The sequence below is a fragment of the Metabacillus rhizolycopersici genome, assembly GCF_020075705.1.
The window spans coordinates 40,169-59,076 of sequence record NZ_JAIQUM010000029.1 but is presented as its reverse complement, the minus strand read 5'-3'; the positions used below and the strand labels follow the sequence as shown (position 1 = coordinate 59,076).

The following is an 18,908-nucleotide window of genomic DNA, read 5'->3' as shown; positions in this document are numbered from 1 at the left end:
CTCCCATCAATTCGCTCGACTTGCATGTATTAGGCACGCCGCCAGCGTTCGTCCTGAGCCAGGATCAAACTCTCCAATAAAGTGTTTGACTTGCTCATAAGTTTTGTACTATATAGTACGTTTTTGTCAATCGAAATTAACGTTGGCACGCTTGGTTTTGTTTAGTTTTCAAAGATCATTTGTTATGTCGTTTCTCTCAGAAGCGACTTTATCAATTTACCATATCTGAGTTATTGTGTCAACACTTTTTTAAAAGTGTTTTTTCAAAAACCGAAGTTTTGTATAACTCGCAACTGACTTTTATTATATTATCAGCAATCAATTGTAGAGTCAACAAAAAAATCATATTTCTCAAATGTTTTTTCCAATCATATTAAAAAGAGAGGAAAATAGCGCAATGCACCACCTTCCTCTCTTTCCTCTTTATACTATGAAAATAAAATACAAAATAAAAATAACAAACAGCCCATACATGATTGGATGTATTTCTTTCGCTCTTCCCTTTAAAGCCATTGTAATAGGATAGAAAATGAAGCCGATCGCAATACCAGTTGCAATACTATATGATAATGGCATCACAATAATCGTTAAGAATGCCGGGACTGCAATTTCAAAACGTTCCCAATCAATTTTCCCTAATGATGACACCATTAGTACACCTACTATAATTAAGGCTGGCGCAGTTACTGCTGGAGTAATTACTCCTAACAATGGTGAAAAGAACAAAGCTAGTAAGAAAAGCCCACCTGTAACAACTGATGCAAACCCTGTTCTGGCACCTGCTGCAACTCCCGCACTTGATTCGATATAAGATGTAGTGGTAGATGTACCTACAATCGCACCTACTACTGTGGCGGCCGCATCCGCAAACAAAGCTTTTCCGGCCCTAGGCAGTTTATTTTCCTTCATTAATCCCGCCTGATTCGCTACCGCTACTAATGTGCCCGCAGTATCAAAGAAGTCTACAAAAAGAAAAGTAATAATGACAACTAACATTTCAATCGTAAAAATTTGATCTAAATTCATTAGTGCTTGACCAAAGGTTGGTTCTATACTTGGGATAGATCCGACAATTTGGGTCGGAACATTAATTAGCTTAAAAATCATTCCTACTATTGCAGTAATGATCATGCTATAGAAGATTCCACCTTTAACGCCACGAACCATTAGAATGACTGTCAAAACAACACCAAAAATCGCTAAGAGCGTTGTTGGCTTTGATAAATCCCCGAGTCCGACTAAGGTTGCATCATTGTTCACGATAATTCCGGCGTTTTGGAAGCCGATAAATGTAATGTAAACCCCAATACCTGCACCTACAGCATATTTAAGCTCAGTAGGAATTGAATTAATAATTTTCTCTCTCAACCCCGATAACGTAAGTAAAATAAAGACGATACCCGAAACTAACGTACCTGATAACGCAGTTTGCCAAGGGATACCCATTGTTAAAATGACAGTAAATGAGAAAAATGCATTTATCCCCATCCCTGGTGCGAGCGCTATTGGATATTTAGCTATGAATCCCATAAGCAACGACCCAACGGCTGCAGCAATTGCAGTAGCTACGAACACTGCACCTTGATCCATTCTCATTTCAGCAGGTAAATCAGGAACTGCACTCAATGATAGGGTTAATGGATTTACAAACAAGATATATGCCATCGACAAGAAGGTCGTTAATCCCCCAATAAATTCACGGCGATAATTCGTACCTAATTCTTCAAATTGAAAATATTTTTTCATGAATACTGTACCCCCTAGAATTTTATTCAATTGTAGTATGAAGCAAATGGTTATTATGTATTTCCCTCAAAGCAAAGACAATCATTTCCGCAGAACAAAAGCGCAAGCGCCTTGATCAGCCCCGAAAAGCATAAGACGCTTTTGAATAGAAGGTGTTTTTTGCCTTCAATTCAAAAGTGGCTTAGAACCAAGAGGGGCTAGGCGCTGGATCTGGATGTCGTACGCTTATCCACAGTCACAGTACAAGAACTTTATAATTTCTTATAACACACAAAAAAAGCGTTCATCATATAAAATGAGAACACTTGCCTACAACTTAGTTAATTAAAGGTCATCTCCCTTTAATTACTTCGTAGTCAAGCCTTTTACGGTAGCTCGGTAGAAACTATTGGGCCATATCCCCAAAATTATACGATGTGATTTGAGTTATTCAATTTATAACCACTATACTGAAATAATGATGGTTAGTCAATAAAAAACGAACGTTATCTTAGATAACGTTCGTTTTGTTCGTGTTTTATTCCCACTCAATTGTTGCAGGTGGTTTACTTGTAATATCATAAACAACACGGTTAATGTGTTTTACTTCGTTAACGATTCTAGTAGAGATAACCTCTAGAACATCCCAAGGAATTCTTGCCCAGTCAGATGTCATTCCATCGATTGATGTAACTGCACGAATACCAATTGTATAGTCATATGTTCTAGCATCACCCATTACTCCAACACTACGGATGTCAGGTAAAACAGTGAAGTATTGCCATATATCACGTTCAAGGCCAGCCTTTCTAATTTCCTCGCGTAAGATATAATCTGATTCACGAACAATTTCTAGTTTTTCATCAGAAATCTCACCAAGAACCCGAATACCAAGACCTGGTCCTGGGAAAGGTTGTCGCCAAACAATTTCATCAGGTATTCCTAGCTCTGTACCTAAAGCACGAACTTCATCTTTAAATAATGTGCTTAGTGGCTCGATTAATTCGAATTCCATATCTTCTGGAAGTCCACCTACATTATGATGAGATTTTATTGTTTGTGCTGTAGCAGTGCCACTCTCAATAATATCTGTGTAAAGTGTACCTTGCGCTAAAAAGTCAATACCTTCTAACTTAGCAGATTCATCGTCAAAAACGTAAATAAATTCATTTCCGATAATTTTTCGTTTTTGCTCTGGATCTGATACACCTTTTAATTTGTTTAAAAAGCGATCCTTTGCATCAACTTTAATAACATTCATATTAAAGCCTTCACTGAACGTCTTCATTACACCTTCAGCTTCATCTTTACGCAATAATCCATGATCAACAAAGATACATGTCAATTGGTCACCAATTGCTTTATGGATTAAAACCGCTACAACTGATGAGTCTACTCCACCACTTAACGCGCAAAGTACTTGTTTATTTCCTACCTTTTGCTTCAGTTTATCTGTTTCCATCTCAATGAAGTTTTCCATTGACCAATCGCCAGCGCACTCACAAATTTTAAAGACAAAGTTTTTCAACAATTCATTTCCAAATTCAGAGTGACGTACCTCTGGGTGAAACTGAACTCCATAAAACTTACGATCTTCGTTACTCATAGCCGCATATGGACAAGATGCACTTATAGCATCCACTTGGAATCCTTGAGGTATTTCCTTCACAAGATCCCCATGACTCATCCACACAACTTGTTGCTCAGGTAAGTCAGCAAAAAGGGATGGTTGTCCTTGAATATCAATCGTAGCTTTTCCATACTCACGATGATCTGCCGGTTCAACTGTTCCACCGAGAGTGTGCGTCATAAGTTGCATACCGTAACAAATTCCTAGCACAGGTATACCTAAATCAAAAATCGCTTCGTCACATTTAAAAGCATTTTCTCCATAGACACTATTAGGCCCGCCCGAAAGAATAATTCCCTTCGGATTCATTTGTTTAATTTCTTCCGCTGTTAGTGTATGTGGATGCAATTCACTATACACACCAAATTCGCGAATGCGTCGTGTAATCAATTGATTATACTGACTTCCGAAGTCTAACACCACTACCATTTCATGATTCTTTGCCACTAATGTCACCTCATCCGTTTTTTCATTGCAATATTGCGATTATACTAAAAAGACTATAGCCGTCATATAAAGTATCATACCCTAGTAAATACTAACTATTATCAGCACTTCATCTAAATAGCAAAAAAACTAGTCCTCTGTCCTTCAACAATTGAAAAACCTGTCTTATCGCTAAACCAAAATGGCGAAAGCTCAGTTTTTCTTATACTCCTACTTCACGATTAGTATAAAAAGAAGGCAGAATCCTAATTCCACGTACGTACTTATTCTGCCTTCATAGTCAGGTTATTTTCGGTTACCCGGTAGAGACTCTCGAACCATATTTTCGAGGATATATGAAGGATGTATGTAATTTTTTCTATTCTATCAATCTCTAATCCAATGGTCAAGATGATGTCCCTTTAATTAAATTTTCCCACAATTCAATTGATCGCTCCCATTCTAACTTTGCATTATCACGACGGTACAATGCCTTTTCGTAATTTTTCGTCAATGTTGACATATGTCCATTCTGAAAGTAGCTGTCAATTTCCTGGGCATAATCTCGTAAAGTTTGACCTTCACGTCTTTTCATTCCGAAACGATCCAATTGCTTTAATAGTGATTCATAGGCTTGAAAAAATACTTCATCATCGGTGCGCTTTTTATATTTATTAATAATAAGCATCGGCAGCCATCTCATTCTCGTTTTATAGAAGATAAAACCGACGAGAAGAAGCAACAAGGTTATTCCATATAAGGAAATGTGAGCAAGTCGACTACCAAACAAGTTGAATCCTGGATTAGCAGCCATTGAAGTTGACTCCTTTTCTTCTTGGACTTGTTTTTCTTGAGTTTGCTCTTCCTTTTTAGCACTCTCATCTTTTACTTCCTGCTGATCTTGTTCTTTCACATTCCCATAATTACTTGTCATCTCGTAAGGATTCACAAAACCCTTTGTTGGTTCAAATGGAACCCAACCAACACCTTCAAAATAAACTTCCACCCATGAATGGGCATTATTATTTGTCACTTGATATTCCTTTTCATCATTATTAATATTTCTAATAAAATCTCCTTCTGTGTAACCCTTCACCCATCTTGAAGGAATATCATTTGCACGTAATAAAGCAATCATCGCTGTTGAAAAGTTGTCGCAATAGCCCTTTAATGTCTCAAAAAGGAATTGATCAACATAATCTTGATCTCTCTCAGGGATTGTGACATCCTCGGTTTCATATGAAAATTCTGCTGAGTTGAAATAGCTCTCAATCGCTTTCGCCTTATCGTACTGATTTTCCTTATCTGCAGTAATCTCTAACGCAAGCTCCTTAACACGGTTAGGTAGAGCATCAGGTAATTGTGTGTACCGTTCGATAAATCCTTCTGGCTTATCAGTAAAGCGTTGTTCCTTTCTCATCTCATTGATTGGATAAGAAGGGAGGTCATAGCTAACTTCGTATGTCATAAATTCCTCTCGGGAACCCTCATTATCTAGAAAAGGAGTAATCAATTCCGTATTTTGATTAAGATAAAAACTCATAGCTTGATCTGTGCGAATCGACGTTAGGCCTAACGGATACATCAGATGAAAATGACGATAATTTTCATCAATCGTTACGGAAGATGTTAAGCTTTTCGTTTCTACACGTTCATCAGTCCAGCTTAATTTTTCAGCTACATTTGTCAGTTCTTCTAATTTAGATTCTGGATCAGATACCTCCCAGCCCTTCCCCGTATAGACATCCTTTGTTTCAACGCGCCAATAATGGCGATCAGCTGACACATGTGTAAAGACATCTGTATCATCCTCAACAAAACCTCCACCAAGCTTTTCATCATTTTGACTAAAACCAATTTTCTTCATTCCTCCAGCAGCATCGTCCTCACGCCCAATGGCTGTAATAAATGGGACTGGATCAGCCCATTGCGGTGAAGCCTTTGGTGCGATCAGGGCAAGAAACATTGAGAGTAGAACGAATGCAAGTAGTGGTACCATCCAACGAATGGAGGTCGCTCTCTTCACCTTTAAATTTTCTACTATTTTTAATCGATCAAAGTGGAGCATCCCAAGCATGAAAAAACCGATTAGTACAGTTCGTACAATCGCTAGTGTCGCATCATAAGGAGTAAAGGTATCTAAAACCGTAATATAAAGGAGTGTCAATAGAAGGAAATACAAAATCCTTTTTTGAAAAAGAATCCAATAATGAATCAAATAAACGAGTAACCATAATAAAATGAAGAACAAGAGTGACCTGTACGATGATGTGATATTATTCCAATTCCCACTCTGTATTAAACTTGTATTACTAATTATATCTCTGATAAATTCCTCCATCCAAAGGAAGCGAAAGAAGATACCGTCGAAATAAAGCCCGTGCAGGATAGTCAAAATAAGGATCATTTTAATAGGAAATGTCACATACCAGCGTAATTTAAGAAATAGTAGTAAAAAGCCAACCCCTATAAAGATGACAAAAATATACGTATTTGCCGTATCCGTCACTTCCTGAAGAGGCCTCAGCCACTCCCATAACAACATAAACGCAAAAAAATAATAAACAAAAGCTGTTGTTTTTCTTTCATGAGAAGTTATTATTTTCATACCTCCCTCACCTCTTTATATCCTCTACCATCATCTCGACTACTAATTACTTTTACATCAATATGACGCTTTTTTAATCTTTCAATTAAGACCTTTTCTTCATTTAACGTTTTATCATGAACACTTTTAATGACAAAAAGCATGTACGATTGTTGCAATTTCACAAGGTATTCAAGTCTCCGAGCGAAATCTAAAGTCAATTGACTAGTAACAATAATGTTTGTTACTTGCTTCATTTCAGTTTTGAATACATCTTTTTCTAACAAGGTAGACAATGGTTCTTTACTATCACAGTCAACTTTTGCAAGGTGATAAAACATGTTCCTCCCATGCTCCTCATCAGATTGTAACGGAAAAATATGCCGATCACTTCCGATTGAAATAAGACCAACTCGAGCTCCACTTTTCATTATTGCCCGAATGAAAGACGCGGTATATGTAACAATCGATTCAAACATGTCCGACTTTACGCGGTCTAAAATGATGACAACATCATGACTTTGCATTTGTTCAAATTCCTTTGTCATGATCGAATCTCTTCTTGCGGTTGCTTTCCAATCAATCCAGGATAATTTATCGCCAGCCTGGTACTCTCTAATCCCAACAGCCATTGTTGAATCGTGGAGGTAATTTGCTACCGTTGAGGCAGACCCTTGTTCAAAGCGTCTTTGCTGTGGATAATATCGGAAATTAACAAATGGCGGATAGACTAGAAAGGTGTTTTCGACTTCAAAAGTCACCTCTTTTTCGATTAGTCCAAAGAAATCCCCGGTTCTAATACGAATGGCGGAAAGTTGATGCTCTCCTCGTGGAAGTTCAAGTAATACATAACTAAACGAAACTCTCCGCTTAAACCATGGGAAAAAGAGCTTCTTAGGCTCTGATACTTTTTTACTTCCTTGTAACTTTTCAGTCATTTCGTCCTCTACTAATAGATAGAAGAGCGGAAAAGGAAACCTTCTCTTAATCGTAATCATCCCTATAAGTCTTTGGCCAACAGTATATTGCTCTTGGCTAACTGTTCTAGAAGCCATAAATGAACGAATCGGATAGAGCAGTAGTAAAAGCGAATACACCGCAAAAGGGAAAAAGCTATAGAAGAGAAACCAGCTTACAAAGCCACCTTGAAACATCGCATAGCTAAATGCCGCTAACGTGAGAAATAGGAGGGAAACTAGTTTCCACACAGCACGGAGCTTTTTATAAAATTCTTTCATTACCGGCTTAACGACTTTCGAACAGGGACAGACGTCCTATCTAAAAGTTCACCAACTATATCCTCAGCAGTTTTCCCCTCGAATTTTGCCTCAGACCTTAAGATCATTCGGTGCGGCAACGCAAATTGCGCTAAATATTGAATATCATCAGGAATGATGTAATCTCTACCTGTAATAAATGCATACGCCTGAGCTGCCTTCATTAATGAGATGGATGCGCGGGGACTTGCACCCAAATAGACAGATGGATGCCTTCTCGTGTTCCCAGTAATCTCAATAATATAATGCTTAATCGTTTCATCAACATACACATGTTGAATTTCGTTCTGGAGTGCAACTAATTCCTCTTTTGTAATAACACTTTCAATCGTATGAATCGGCCTTTCTTTTTCAGCTAATGTAAGAACGTCAAATTCTTCACTTTTAGTTGGGTAACCCATTCGTAACTTAAATAAAAACCGATCAAGTTGAGCCTCAGGTAATGGATATGTTCCCTCGTAATCTACTGGATTTTGGGTTGCCATTACGAAGAATGGTTTAGCGAGGATTCTTGTTGTGCCATCAACTGTGATGCTTCCCTCCTCCATCCCTTCAAGTAATGCAGATTGAGTTTTAGGAGATGTACGGTTTATTTCATCTGCTAAAATAATATTTCCAAAAATGGGACCTTCACGAAACTCAAATTGAAGTTCCTTAGGGTTATAAATTGAAACACCTGTTACATCTGATGGCAATAAATCAGGGGTAAATTGAATTCGTTTAAATTCTACACCTACCGACTTAGCAAGCGCACGCACCATCATCGTTTTCCCAACACCCGGCACATCTTCAAGTAAAACATGCCCATTAGCAAGTAACGCAACAAGACTAAGTACACTAACATCTCGCTTTCCAACCATTACATTTCCAATATTCTCTATCACCTGACCGAGTTTTGGATGCATTTCTTCAATTTGAGACATAATCTTCCTCCTATGATGAGTTTCAACCTCATTTCCTAATTATAGTATTCCTAGAATATTTATCAAAACCCTTTTTATCATTTTCAATATGTTTTCGTCTTTTATACAAGCCGATATACCTCTCATAAATTCAACCTTATTTTGATAGAGAAAAAAACTATAAATAAAAACTTTTATAGGGTATAATTGTTCGATTAAATCGACGCAGTATTCTAACAAAGGAGAACTACCTTCATGTTTAAACTTAAATCTTTAAACAAAAAATTATTACTCGTATTGTGCTCAACAGCAATCATTCCATTAGTTCTTTTAAGTGGTATTCTTTTATTCAACATAGATCGTGGTTTTTCAACACTCACGAAACAAACTCAAGAATCGACTAAGAACTCTGTTATCAATAGTCTAAATATTGCTTCAATGGAACTTTTAGAGCTGACAAAACTCTATGCCCAAGACAAAGAACTTATCAATACTTTCCGGACAAGTACACGCGATTCCTTAGCTGTAGAAGTTCAACCGATTTTTGATCGATTGCATAAAGAACAGAAACTAAGCGTATTTGAATTTGGAGATGAGCATGGAATTGTTTCTTTCAGAGGGCATAATCCTGCAAAATTTGGTGATGACAAAGGTGGGCTTGCTGCTATCCAGGCAACATTGAATGGAGAAGAACTATCAGGGTTTGAATTTGGTAGTAGCGGTTTGGCCGTTCGTGCTTTTGTTCCAATTAAATATAACAATGAAGTTATAGGTACTCTGCAAACAGGAATCGATGATCACTTTCTAGAGAAAATCACACAATCAATCCAAGGCGTACAACTAAACCTTTATAATGAAAAAGGAGAAACCATTGCTTCATCTAATAATGATCAAGTTGGTACGTATTTAAAAGATCAAGTAACAATTGATAAGGTACTTTCTGGAACAGAAATATCTCTTGATAACGAGGAGTCTCTTCAAACCTTCATACCAATGTATGATCCTACTAAAACAGTCGTTATCGGAATGATCGGGATTACACAAGATATTTCGATCATAAAACAAGTCGATCAAACGACTACATTAATAACGCTCATTGTTTTAGGTCTCACACTTCTACTTGTTACCATCGTAGCCCTATTATTTAGTAGATCGATTTCTCACCCAATAAAACAAGTTGCGTATTTTATGGATGAGCTTGCTAAGGGGAATTTTGACAAACACTATCAAGGCAAAGAGAGTGCTGACGAAATCGGACTACTAACAAAATCTATGATCCAAATGCAGAAAAACTTTAAAGAAATGGTCCTAAAAATTAGAAATACTTCAGATGTCATTAAAAATCAGAGCACCCTTCTTACGCAATCAGCTAATGAAATGAGTGCTGGAAGTCAACAAATTGCTACTACCATGCAAGAATTATCCGTTGGAGCTGAATCGCAAGCTAATTCATCATTAAAGTTAGCTGAGAAAATGTCAGACTTTTCTAGAAAGACTCAATTTGCAGCCAAAAACGGTGATGAAATATCCTTCACAACAAAGCAGGTGTTAGAATTAACAGAGCAAGGACGCAAAATGATGGAGATCTCAGTAAAGGAAATGAGTTTGATATATAACATTGTGACAGATTCAGTAGCCAAGGTAAATGAATTAGATGAACAAGCGGAACAAATTACCGAAATGATTAAAGTCATTCAAAATATTGCTGAGCAGACGAATTTATTAGCTTTGAATGCAGCAATAGAAGCAGCTAGAGCCGGAGAACATGGGAAAGGCTTTGCTGTCGTAGCTGATGAGGTTCGGAAACTTTCGGGGCAAGTGAAGCTCTCAGTTGGTGATATTACACAAACTGTAAACAGTATTCAACACGGCTCAAAACAAGTAACGGCTTCTTTAGAAGAAGGGTATGAAAAAGTCTCATCAGGGACGATACAAATTCAAACGACAGGAAAAACATTTGTAGAAATAACTGATGCAGTTTCTAATATGGTTGAAAAAATCAATGGCATTGTTACCAACCTAGCACAAATCAACAATGATACCGCTACAATCCAATCAGTTATTGAACAGATCGCGTCAATTTCTGGGGAATCTGCTGCAGGAATTGAAGAAACAGCAGATTCTTCACAGCAAACAAGCAGTTCTATGGAACAAATTAGCAACAATGCTAAAGCCTTAGAGAACCTTTCCAAAGATTTAAATGATTTAGTCCGTCAATTTAATATTTAGTAGTAATGAATGAATCAAAGAGGACGACTAAACAACAAAAGAGTCGTCCTCTTTCCTGCTATTTAGTCAAAAAATTCTCAGTATAATATGGACGTGATTCTGCATTAAAAGCAACACCTACTGCTAATGATTCAAAATCGGATTGCAAAATATTTTCCCGGTGACCAAGTGAGTTCATCAAGCCTTCGTGAGCAAAAATACTACTTAATTGTCCCATTGCGAGGTTTTCTCCAGCCATCCGATAGGAAATACGGTCTGCAGTCATGCGATCAAAAGGAGATTGTCCTTCAAGATTCGTATGGCTGAAGTAATTGTTGTCGGCCATATCTGTGCTGTGGCCACGAGCAGTCTCTCGTACCGCTTCCTCCCAGGAAAGAACAGAGAGGCCGTGATTCACTCTCGCGGCATTCGTCAGGTCGAACAATTGATATTCAAATCCCTCTTTCAGCTCAGCACTTGCATCTGTAAAAAATTTTTCCTTTTTCTGTTCAAGTTCCCCGCTGATGATTTGAATGGCCGTGACCGAGTTGTCTTCGTGTTTATCATAAAAAATCGTCACATAATTGTTATCAATAAGAAACGTATCATATTCTTGATTATTTTGAATTTGGTAAGACACAAATCCCTTTCGTATGCTTTCTAGAGGGTCATTCGTCATTTTAAGAACGGATTCTCTTGAATTTTTGAAGGTAATTCCATTTGTAGAGGCTAATAAATCCTGATTTGTATATAATCCAACCACTTTATTTTGTTCATCATAAGCAGCCATGAAAAAGTTTTGATAGTTTTCGTGGTAAGCAACCCACTCGATTCCATATTCATTCAAGGTAGACCGCTTTGCAGGACCTACTTGCTGTTCTACTTCTGAACGATCATCACCAAGTTCGACATTATGAATGGAAAAGGATTGTTCAGAAGGTGCATCCAACTGTGGCTTTTCAGCAACATTTTGATTTTGTGGTTCGTTTTCTTGTAGACTTTGCGTTAACTCACCCAACCAATGTTGAATCTCATTGCTCGCATAATTAACCGCAGCTATTACTTCTGGATTCTCTTTTATTCCATTAATATCTGAACGAATTTCTGAAAAAACGCCCTCCACACCGAACTGGTTGTATGTCTCTCCGTAAAAATACCAAAACCCACCTACTACAAGTAATAGAGCGACAATATTTCGTATTTTCGGCAAAATTGACACTCCTGTCTTATATTTCATTTATTATTTTTGCCATGATTGTAGCAAATTCTTAAAGTAAGAACAAATAATAGAGGCCGATTAGCAACAAGTGATGTTGGATTAACAATTATTCAGAAGGTGTTGTCAAAAAGGATACGATTAAGACAGATTCGAATTATTACACCCTAGGGAATCCCACCTATAAAAATAAAGTTGTTGTAAGTTATAAAAAAGGCGAGCTGTTATCCGCCTCAGCCTTAGCCTTCTTAATATGGCAAAAGTAACCTACCAGCAAATCTAAAGCACAAGTGCTGGATGTCGTGCGCTTTTCCACAAGACAAGAATTTGGGTGATGATGGAGATTTCCTTGATAATAGATGATAATCTATCAACTTTGCGCAAAAATCTATCAACTTTTTGGATTTATCTATCATTCAGCAAATTTCGACATCTACTTCTAAAGTTAATCTCTCAAGAACAAAAGCATAAGATGCTCACAGAACAACAACCAAAAAGCCCCATGCCAAATCATTCTCAAGGCATGAGGCTTTTTCTTCTTCAACTAAATCCATCTTTATACTTCCATTGAAAAATCCCCTTCAGGCAGACTATCTGAGAACCTATTAGCATGCTCTCTTTTTTTCATGTCTACCTAAAGAGGATTAATACGATAAATCCTTAGGATTAGCAGATTTTTTTATTATTAATAAGTTAATCCATGACCTAGTCTATAGACATTACCATCGCTATCCTTATATGCATATGATAGTCCTGCAGGCATATATTTGTCCTTGTCATAGCCTGGTACATCGTTTCTAGAAACACATTCGCCATTTTGACGAACCGCGATTACATCCTCACTCGCTGGTAATGTTAATGGTAAAACACCTACTGGTTTACTATTACCTGCGATAACCTCAAGCTGTGCATTATAGAAAGTATCATATCCAGCGATTAATGCATCTGCCATTGGCTCAATATTTCCTAGTATCCATGGCAATGTTACATTCACACTCATAACGACTTTTCCACCACGGCTATGAACATTGTTTGTCACTTCTTTTAGATGATCCATACCAGTTATAGTCGTTTCCTGATACAATGAGCCATCTAAAGATGATACTACTTTGTCCTCACAAATCTCAAGCTCTAATAGTCCAGGTGTCGCGTTGAAGTAAGAGCCTGATTTTGGATGTAAGAATATAATTGCTACGTCAGCTTCTTCATAGTTATCAGTCATTGTAAATAGACCAAGCTCTTCACATTCTTTTCTTGCTTGCTCAGTGTATTTTGTTGCTCTTTCTACTTCCTTGTGTAGTACTTCCACATAAACCTTTTTATTATCAAGCTTTTCAGCTGTTAATGGTAATGTTTCGTTTTGGTTTTTAAGAATTGTTACAGATTTCTTATGTCCTTCATAAGCTGCGTCCCAATTCTCTTTATTGCTAACTACAGCTGTAGCCGCTTCTGGTGAATTATATGTACGATCATCAAAAATACCTAATGTAAACATTTCTGTTAGAAGTCGTACGTTTGCTTCATTAATACGCTTTTCACTGATCCAGCCTTTGCTAACAGCAATTTTAAGATTTTCGATATCATTTGTGTCAGCAACAATATCTGTCCCAGCATTAACTGCTTTCGCAAAACGTTCAGCTTCGCTTAATTTTTCCACGCCCCAGCTCATATTATTCACAATACCGCTGTCACTGTTAATATAGCCTTTAAAGCCAAGCTTGCCTCTTAAAATATGGTTAATGAAATAGTGATTGAATGTGAAGCCTACTTCTTCGAATGGAATGTCTTCGCCTTCAAACTCTTGTACCACACTCTTCTTGATGCTTGGGATAGAATAATATGGCATGATAGATGATGTTCCATGCTCTACCGCTGCTCTAAATGGTGGTAAATGATATTTTTCTAAGCTGCCTGGAGTTGGGTAAAGATTCCACTTTCCTTCTTCATAGTGAGGGTCAAATCCATTCTCCCTTGCTCCTCCACCAGGGAAATGCTTCGTTGTTAGTGCAATACTGTTCTTTCCTAATTCCTCACCTTGGAATCCATCGATAAGGCGACCAATAGCATCAGAAATAAATTCTGGATCTTCTCCAAACGTACCATACGTACGTTGCCATCTCGGATCTGTAACCGTATCCGCCATGTACATATAACCTTTTCTAATACCAGTAGCATCCCACTCTTTGCGGGCGATTTCAGCAAATTCGCTAATAAGTGATGCATCGCCACCGTTTTTAATCTCTCCTTGTGCTGCCGCTGCAAGTCCTAAAGTTCCAGGCCATGTAGAGAAAACTCCTCCTGCATCATTCATACCAAAGATAGATTCTGCATTTTCATTTCTTGAATTCGATGTAACTAAGCAAGGAATACCTAAGCGTGTTCCTTCAGCAATCTCATTCATTTTGTTAAGCCACTCTGCGATTTCAGCTGGGCTAAAGTTATCTCTTAAAATGAAGTGTCTTAAATGTCTTTTCTCAAGAGTATGTGTTGTTCCATATACTTTTGATGTAGCAAATATACTTTGCCCTTTTTCTACAATTGCCTCGTCTATTACACCATCATGACTGGTCTTTTCCTTATCTTCCTGAGAAAGTCCCATTCTGCGCGTATTAATTAGCATCATACCGATTTTTTCGTCGGTATTCATCAATGAAACTAGGTTCTCCGCACGCTCTTTAGGGCTTAAACGCCAATCCTCATAAGGATCTAGCTTCCCATCATTATTTAAATCTTTAAATTGTAAACCATCAACTTCAATAATCTTCTTGGATCTAACCTCTAACTCAGGTTGTTTATGGTTCTTTTCCATTTTAAATCCTCCTAATCTTTATCTCCCTTTAATTACACCTTGGAGATGAATCTATTTTGCTTTTCTACTGCTAGATACTCCACATATTGTTCCCACTTAGATATCTCTTATAATAAGGGAACTCAATTTTGAGATTTCTAACAGCTGTTTGAGAATTTTGATAAACTATCGATTCGTTCACTTTTATTCATAGAAAACTTAATAAACTTAATATCATTTTCTTATTCAATGTTATAATAACAACAAAAACCTAAAAATAAATGATACTTATTGCTAAAAACATTGTAAATATTGCTATTCGAGAGGAGAACATCATAATGAAGCAAGCTGCTCTCATACCAGTTATAAATAAAGGGTTTGAAATTAATTACTTTAGCAAAAAAAATCAATTCTATGATCGGCTCAAGAAATATAATGAATCACCAGAGATTTTTTCCCAATTAGAGCCTCTATTCCGATTACATCGGCACGATGCTTTGGAGATTCTTGTCTTTTTAAACGGGGAGTGTGAATTCTTTTGTGAAGGAAAGACATATTCCCTAAAAAGAGGAGATGTAGTTGTAATACCTCCTTATGCTGTTCATAAAGCAATTGTTAAAAGTCCCGATAGCTATGAACGCATCATTGTTAGTGTTAATGAACACTTAATGGACGACTTTATATCGAGTTCTCCATCAATGAAAGAGAATATTGTTTATCAAAAGACACGAGGTTCTTATCTATTACATCTGCATTCAAAAAACTTTCAGGATATCATTTCTCTCCTTCAAGAATTAAATGATCGAATAAAAAATGGTGAAGATACTTTTTCTTTTTCATTACATTACCTATTATTTCAAGTGCTTCAAGTCATCTTCGATCCTGCAAGTAATAGGCCAGACCTTAGTAACAAGGATGAACTAGACCAAAGGTTCGTATCGATACTTGAATACATTGAATCACATTTGACAGAGCCGGATTTAAGTTTAGAAAATGTATCTAAACATTTTCATTTAAATAAATATTATTTTTCTCATTACTTTAAGAAAAACATGAATCTACCCTTTTACCGTTACGTCTCATTAAAGCGTCTATCGTTTGCAGTAACAATGATTAAACAAAATCAGCTCTCCATCGAGAAAATTGCCTTGAATTGCGGCTTTCCTGATTATTCTAGTTTTTACAGACTCTTCAAAAAGGAATACAATCTTTCTCCAAAAAGGTTCCAAAAGGAGTATAAAAATTTATATTATGATCGATCCAGCACAGCACTTATTTGAGCACACCTTTACGCGCTTCTTGCTTGAACAAAGATTCATAGTAAAGAAATACAATTAGACGATTGGTCATTGTGATAGCAATGCTTCTAGGATATATGCAAGAACATTATGAAAAGCGCAAGCGCCTTGTTCAGCCTCGGGCAAATAAGACGCTCAGGAATAGAAGGTGTTCTTTGCCTTCAATTCCTAAGTGACTTAGACCGAAGAGGGGCCGGATGCTTGCGCTGGACACGAAAACTAGGTCAAGAAATTTATACTTTCTTATCATTAAAAAGAGGCTTTCCTTTAAGGTCACTAGCTTAAGGAAAGCCTCTCGAATCTAGCCTTTATAATTGCTGGTCCAATTTGCAGTTATGTAACAACATTCATCATTTATATATAGTAGATTCTCTTTGCAATAGTCTATTTAACTGACGGCAGGTTCATTAAACGGACATGTTCCTACTTTAATAGATTCAATGGACATACTTCTTCCGCATCCTCCAAATCCCCGACAGATTCTTCAGGCACTGCCTCAATCCCCTTATTATCATCTAAAATAACATAAGAAATTCCTTCCTCATCATAAGCGAAAATATCTGGTGCAATAGACTCACATGTCCCGCAAGCAATGATAGAAGGATTCCGTGTCCATGATTTTCAATCTGTACGATTTCTAGTTTTATAGGTATGATAGTGATGGAGGTTGATAGAATGGATACAATTATTTTTGATGTTGATGACACATTATATGATCAGGCATTATCCTTTAAAAATACATGCAAGAGAATCTTTCAAAAACCGTTTACAGAGGAAGAGCTAGAAAACTTTTACAAGGTGAGCAGAAAGCATAGTGATGCGCTATTTGATAAAAGTGTAGCGGGTGAACTATCAGTAAAAGATATGCATATACGTCGAATTACAGATGCATGTGACGAGCTTGGCATTGCGATTAGTACGCAAAAAGCAATGTATTTCCAAGAAGCATATGTTGAGGAACAACAAAAAATAGTCTTATTTGACGAAGTTGTAGAATTGTTAGAATTGCTGTATCAGCAAAAGAAACAACTCGCTATCCTTACAAATGGGTCTGAGGGTCATCAAGCGATGAAAATAAAGCAGTTGAACTTAACTAGATGGATTCCTGAAGAGCATCTATTTATTTCTGAGTCCATTGGCTACTCTAAACCAACAAGAGAAGCATTTCACATCCTCGAAACCAAACTTCAATTAGACAAAGCAAAAACAGTCTATATTGGTGATTCTTTTGATAATGATATGGTAGGTGCAAAACAAGCAGGCTGGCATGCCATCTGGATGAATCATCGCAACAGAAAAATGCCTAAAGGCACTGTGAAGCCAGATCACATCGTTTATAATGCAAAAGAGTTACTGGACATATTTAAGACCAGTGAAAGACATTCGATTATCCTTAAGTAAAACTTACAACATGGAAAAACATTAGAAATAGTACTATTAAATACATCGAGTATGAAATCACATAGGTTTTATACTCGTTTTTTTATTGTCATTTAAAGATTTATGAAATATAGCAATCAAAAAAGCAAGACAAATATCTATGCTCATATGACCACAAACATGGAAAAAAGGCCTCCTAACGGTTTGGTAAACTGATGAAAGACCTTCTCTTATAAATATCACTTTTTAAATTACGTGAACAAAATTTTATTACTAATCGGTAAAACGTTGATGTAAAAGGGATATTAAACCCTAATTACATCATGCCGCCCGTAAGATGAGAGTGTGTAATATCTTTAATGTTGTGTTCAAAAAGCGCGATATATCTAGGTCTGTAAAAATTAGGAGCGTAACATCTTTAACATAATTTCATTATTTCTACTTGATTGCGTTAGCAAATTGTTAGCGTGTCTTTCCTTACAAATATTCTAACTTTCCCTTTCGAACTTACCTAAATTCCCCATATGAACTTTATGCAAATGCCAATGAAAAATTAGAATCCATTTTCCACTAACCATTTCATAATGCTTTCTTCTCTTTCCTTAATATCGTCATGCTGCGCATCGTATTTACGCATTTTCTTCTGTGCAACAAGATTTCCATCTACCATATACAATACTCTTTCGGTTTTTGCTGCCACCTTTACATCATGCGTAACGAGCATTACGGTTGTCCCTTTTTTATTAATCTCTGCAAGAATTGACATAATCTCTGCTGTCGAATTGGAATCTAATGCTCCGGTCGGTTCATCTCCAAATATGATATCCGGATTATTTATCAATGCTCTGCAGATGCCGAATCTCTGCAGCTGTCCACCAGAGCCTTGAGTGATATTATGATCTGCAAGCTTTTCAATTCCTGTCATTTCCAACAGTTTTTTTGCTTTTTGATGTACCGCATTTTTATCCGCATCTTTTGATACAAGAGCAGGAAACATAACATTGTCAATCAATGACAGATTCTTTAATAGATTAATATCCTGAAAGATAAATCCCATTGTTTCCAGTCGAATCTTCGCCAGTTCTTCTTCTTTTAGACTGCCGATTTCACGGCCTTTAAATTTCACACTACCAGAAGTAATTCTATCCATACCGCTTACATTATATAGCAGCGTTGTCTTCCCGCTTCCGGATGGCCCCATGACCGATACGAATTCACCTTCTTCTATATCCAGATTTACATCCTTTAAGATATGAAGCTCATTATCTTTTCCTAATTCTACTTTTTTGTTCATACTTCTTGCTTCTAATATATTGCTCATCTATATTCCTCCAATGCCATATATTTAAACCAAGGTCTATACCGCAGAGACACCATGTAATTCCTTGTTTTTCCAGAAACGTACATTCTTTTCTGCATCGATGCCTTCATGCAGGAGGCTTCTTCCATCTTCGGTGATACGCCTCAACCC

The 18,908-nt window shown here is 37.0% G+C and carries 12 protein-coding genes, 1 rRNA gene and 2 riboswitches; of the genes, 3 read left to right on the top strand and 10 right to left on the bottom strand.

Annotated features, from left to right (window positions below):
- The 6 genes from K9V48_RS13855 to K9V48_RS13830 form a co-directional block, all read right to left on the bottom strand.
- Nucleotides 1-80: ribosomal RNA gene (locus K9V48_RS13855) — 16S ribosomal RNA — on the bottom strand; the annotation flags it as partial.
- Between the two features lie 343 nt (nucleotides 81-423).
- Nucleotides 424-1,746, bottom strand: coding sequence for an NCS2 family permease (locus tag K9V48_RS13850; protein ID WP_224139559.1), 1,323 nt, complete (start codon nucleotides 1,744-1,746; stop codon nucleotides 424-426).
- A 333-nt stretch (nucleotides 1,747-2,079) separates the two neighbouring features.
- A riboswitch (purine riboswitch) is annotated at nucleotides 2,080-2,181 on the bottom strand.
- A gap of 82 nt (nucleotides 2,182-2,263) precedes the next feature.
- On the bottom strand, nucleotides 2,264-3,784 hold the full coding sequence (gene guaA / locus K9V48_RS13845) for a glutamine-hydrolyzing GMP synthase (RefSeq protein ID WP_224139566.1): 1,521 nt from the start codon (nucleotides 3,782-3,784) through the stop codon (nucleotides 2,264-2,266).
- Between the two features lie 275 nt (nucleotides 3,785-4,059).
- Nucleotides 4,060-4,161: riboswitch (purine riboswitch) on the bottom strand.
- Nucleotides 4,162-4,187: 26 nt separating this feature from the next.
- Nucleotides 4,188-6,389: a transglutaminase TgpA family protein gene (locus K9V48_RS13840; protein WP_224139558.1), complete on the bottom strand. Its 2,202-nt coding sequence runs from the start codon at nucleotides 6,387-6,389 to the stop codon at nucleotides 4,188-4,190.
- Complete coding sequence (locus K9V48_RS13835; protein WP_224139557.1) at nucleotides 6,386-7,606, bottom strand: DUF58 domain-containing protein; 1,221 nt, start codon at nucleotides 7,604-7,606, stop codon at nucleotides 6,386-6,388. Before K9V48_RS13835 ends, K9V48_RS13840 begins: the two co-directional genes overlap by 4 nt.
- The gene (locus tag K9V48_RS13830) at nucleotides 7,606-8,568 is read right to left on the bottom strand and encodes an AAA family ATPase (RefSeq protein WP_224139556.1); all 963 of its coding nucleotides are present in this window, start codon (nucleotides 8,566-8,568) and stop codon (nucleotides 7,606-7,608) included. Before K9V48_RS13830 ends, K9V48_RS13835 begins: the two co-directional genes overlap by 1 nt.
- Before the next feature lie 234 nt (nucleotides 8,569-8,802).
- Here K9V48_RS13830 and K9V48_RS13825 point away from each other — a divergent pair, with 234 nt between their 5' ends.
- The gene (locus K9V48_RS13825; protein ID WP_224139555.1) at nucleotides 8,803-10,776 is read left to right on the top strand and encodes a methyl-accepting chemotaxis protein; all 1,974 of its coding nucleotides are present in this window, start codon (nucleotides 8,803-8,805) and stop codon (nucleotides 10,774-10,776) included.
- Between the two features lie 58 nt (nucleotides 10,777-10,834).
- Here K9V48_RS13825 and K9V48_RS13820 read toward each other — a convergent pair whose 3' ends face one another.
- Together K9V48_RS13820 and K9V48_RS13815 are read right to left on the bottom strand one after the other, a co-directional pair.
- The gene (locus K9V48_RS13820; RefSeq protein WP_308012581.1) at nucleotides 10,835-11,974 is read right to left on the bottom strand and encodes a CAP domain-containing protein; all 1,140 of its coding nucleotides are present in this window, start codon (nucleotides 11,972-11,974) and stop codon (nucleotides 10,835-10,837) included.
- A 682-nt stretch (nucleotides 11,975-12,656) separates the two neighbouring features.
- Nucleotides 12,657-14,780, bottom strand: coding sequence for a glycoside hydrolase family 3 protein (locus tag K9V48_RS13815; RefSeq protein ID WP_224139553.1), 2,124 nt, complete (start codon nucleotides 14,778-14,780; stop codon nucleotides 12,657-12,659).
- A gap of 317 nt (nucleotides 14,781-15,097) precedes the next feature.
- On the opposite strand from K9V48_RS13815, the gene K9V48_RS13810 reads away from it, so the two are divergent.
- A complete protein-coding gene (locus tag K9V48_RS13810) occupies nucleotides 15,098-16,039 on the top strand; it encodes an AraC family transcriptional regulator (protein WP_224139552.1) in 942 nt (313 codons plus the stop codon).
- Nucleotides 16,040-16,480: 441 nt separating this feature from the next.
- Here K9V48_RS13810 and K9V48_RS29990 read toward each other — a convergent pair whose 3' ends face one another.
- Nucleotides 16,481-16,591, bottom strand: coding sequence for a hypothetical protein (locus K9V48_RS29990; RefSeq protein ID WP_438803895.1), 111 nt, complete (start codon nucleotides 16,589-16,591; stop codon nucleotides 16,481-16,483).
- Between the two features lie 141 nt (nucleotides 16,592-16,732).
- Between K9V48_RS29990 and K9V48_RS13800 the strand changes: the two genes are divergently transcribed.
- On the top strand, nucleotides 16,733-17,458 hold the full coding sequence (locus K9V48_RS13800; protein WP_224139551.1) for an HAD family hydrolase: 726 nt from the start codon (nucleotides 16,733-16,735) through the stop codon (nucleotides 17,456-17,458).
- 532 nt (nucleotides 17,459-17,990) lie between these two features.
- Here K9V48_RS13800 and K9V48_RS13795 read toward each other — a convergent pair.
- Nucleotides 17,991-18,758 (bottom strand): ABC transporter ATP-binding protein, encoded by a 768-nt coding sequence (locus K9V48_RS13795; protein WP_224139550.1) that lies wholly within the window; start codon nucleotides 18,756-18,758, stop codon nucleotides 17,991-17,993.
- Nucleotides 18,759-18,908: the final 150 nt, after the last annotated feature.

Excerpts from the sequence above, each read along its gene's own strand:
- K9V48_RS13835 (WP_224139557.1), bottom strand. The coding sequence starts at position 7,606 with ATGAAAGAATTTTATAAAAAGCTCCGTGCTGTGTGGAAACTAGTTTCC.
- K9V48_RS13830 (WP_224139556.1), bottom strand. The coding sequence starts at position 8,568 with ATGTCTCAAATTGAAGAAATGCATCCAAAACTCGGTCAGGTGATAGAG.
- K9V48_RS13800 (WP_224139551.1), top strand. The coding sequence starts at position 16,733 with ATGGATACAATTATTTTTGATGTTGATGACACATTATATGATCAGGCA.
- K9V48_RS13810 (WP_224139552.1), top strand. The coding sequence starts at position 15,098 with ATGAAGCAAGCTGCTCTCATACCAGTTATAAATAAAGGGTTTGAAATT.
- guaA (WP_224139566.1), bottom strand. The coding sequence starts at position 3,784 with ATGGTAGTGGTGTTAGACTTCGGAAGTCAGTATAATCAATTGATTACA.
- K9V48_RS13850 (WP_224139559.1), bottom strand. The coding sequence starts at position 1,746 with ATGAAAAAATATTTTCAATTTGAAGAATTAGGTACGAATTATCGCCGT.
- K9V48_RS13825 (WP_224139555.1), top strand. The coding sequence starts at position 8,803 with ATGTTTAAACTTAAATCTTTAAACAAAAAATTATTACTCGTATTGTGC.
- K9V48_RS13840 (WP_224139558.1), bottom strand. The coding sequence starts at position 6,389 with ATGAAAATAATAACTTCTCATGAAAGAAAAACAACAGCTTTTGTTTAT.
- K9V48_RS13795 (WP_224139550.1), bottom strand. The coding sequence starts at position 18,758 with ATGAGCAATATATTAGAAGCAAGAAGTATGAACAAAAAAGTAGAATTA.
- K9V48_RS13815 (WP_224139553.1), bottom strand. The coding sequence starts at position 14,780 with ATGGAAAAGAACCATAAACAACCTGAGTTAGAGGTTAGATCCAAGAAG.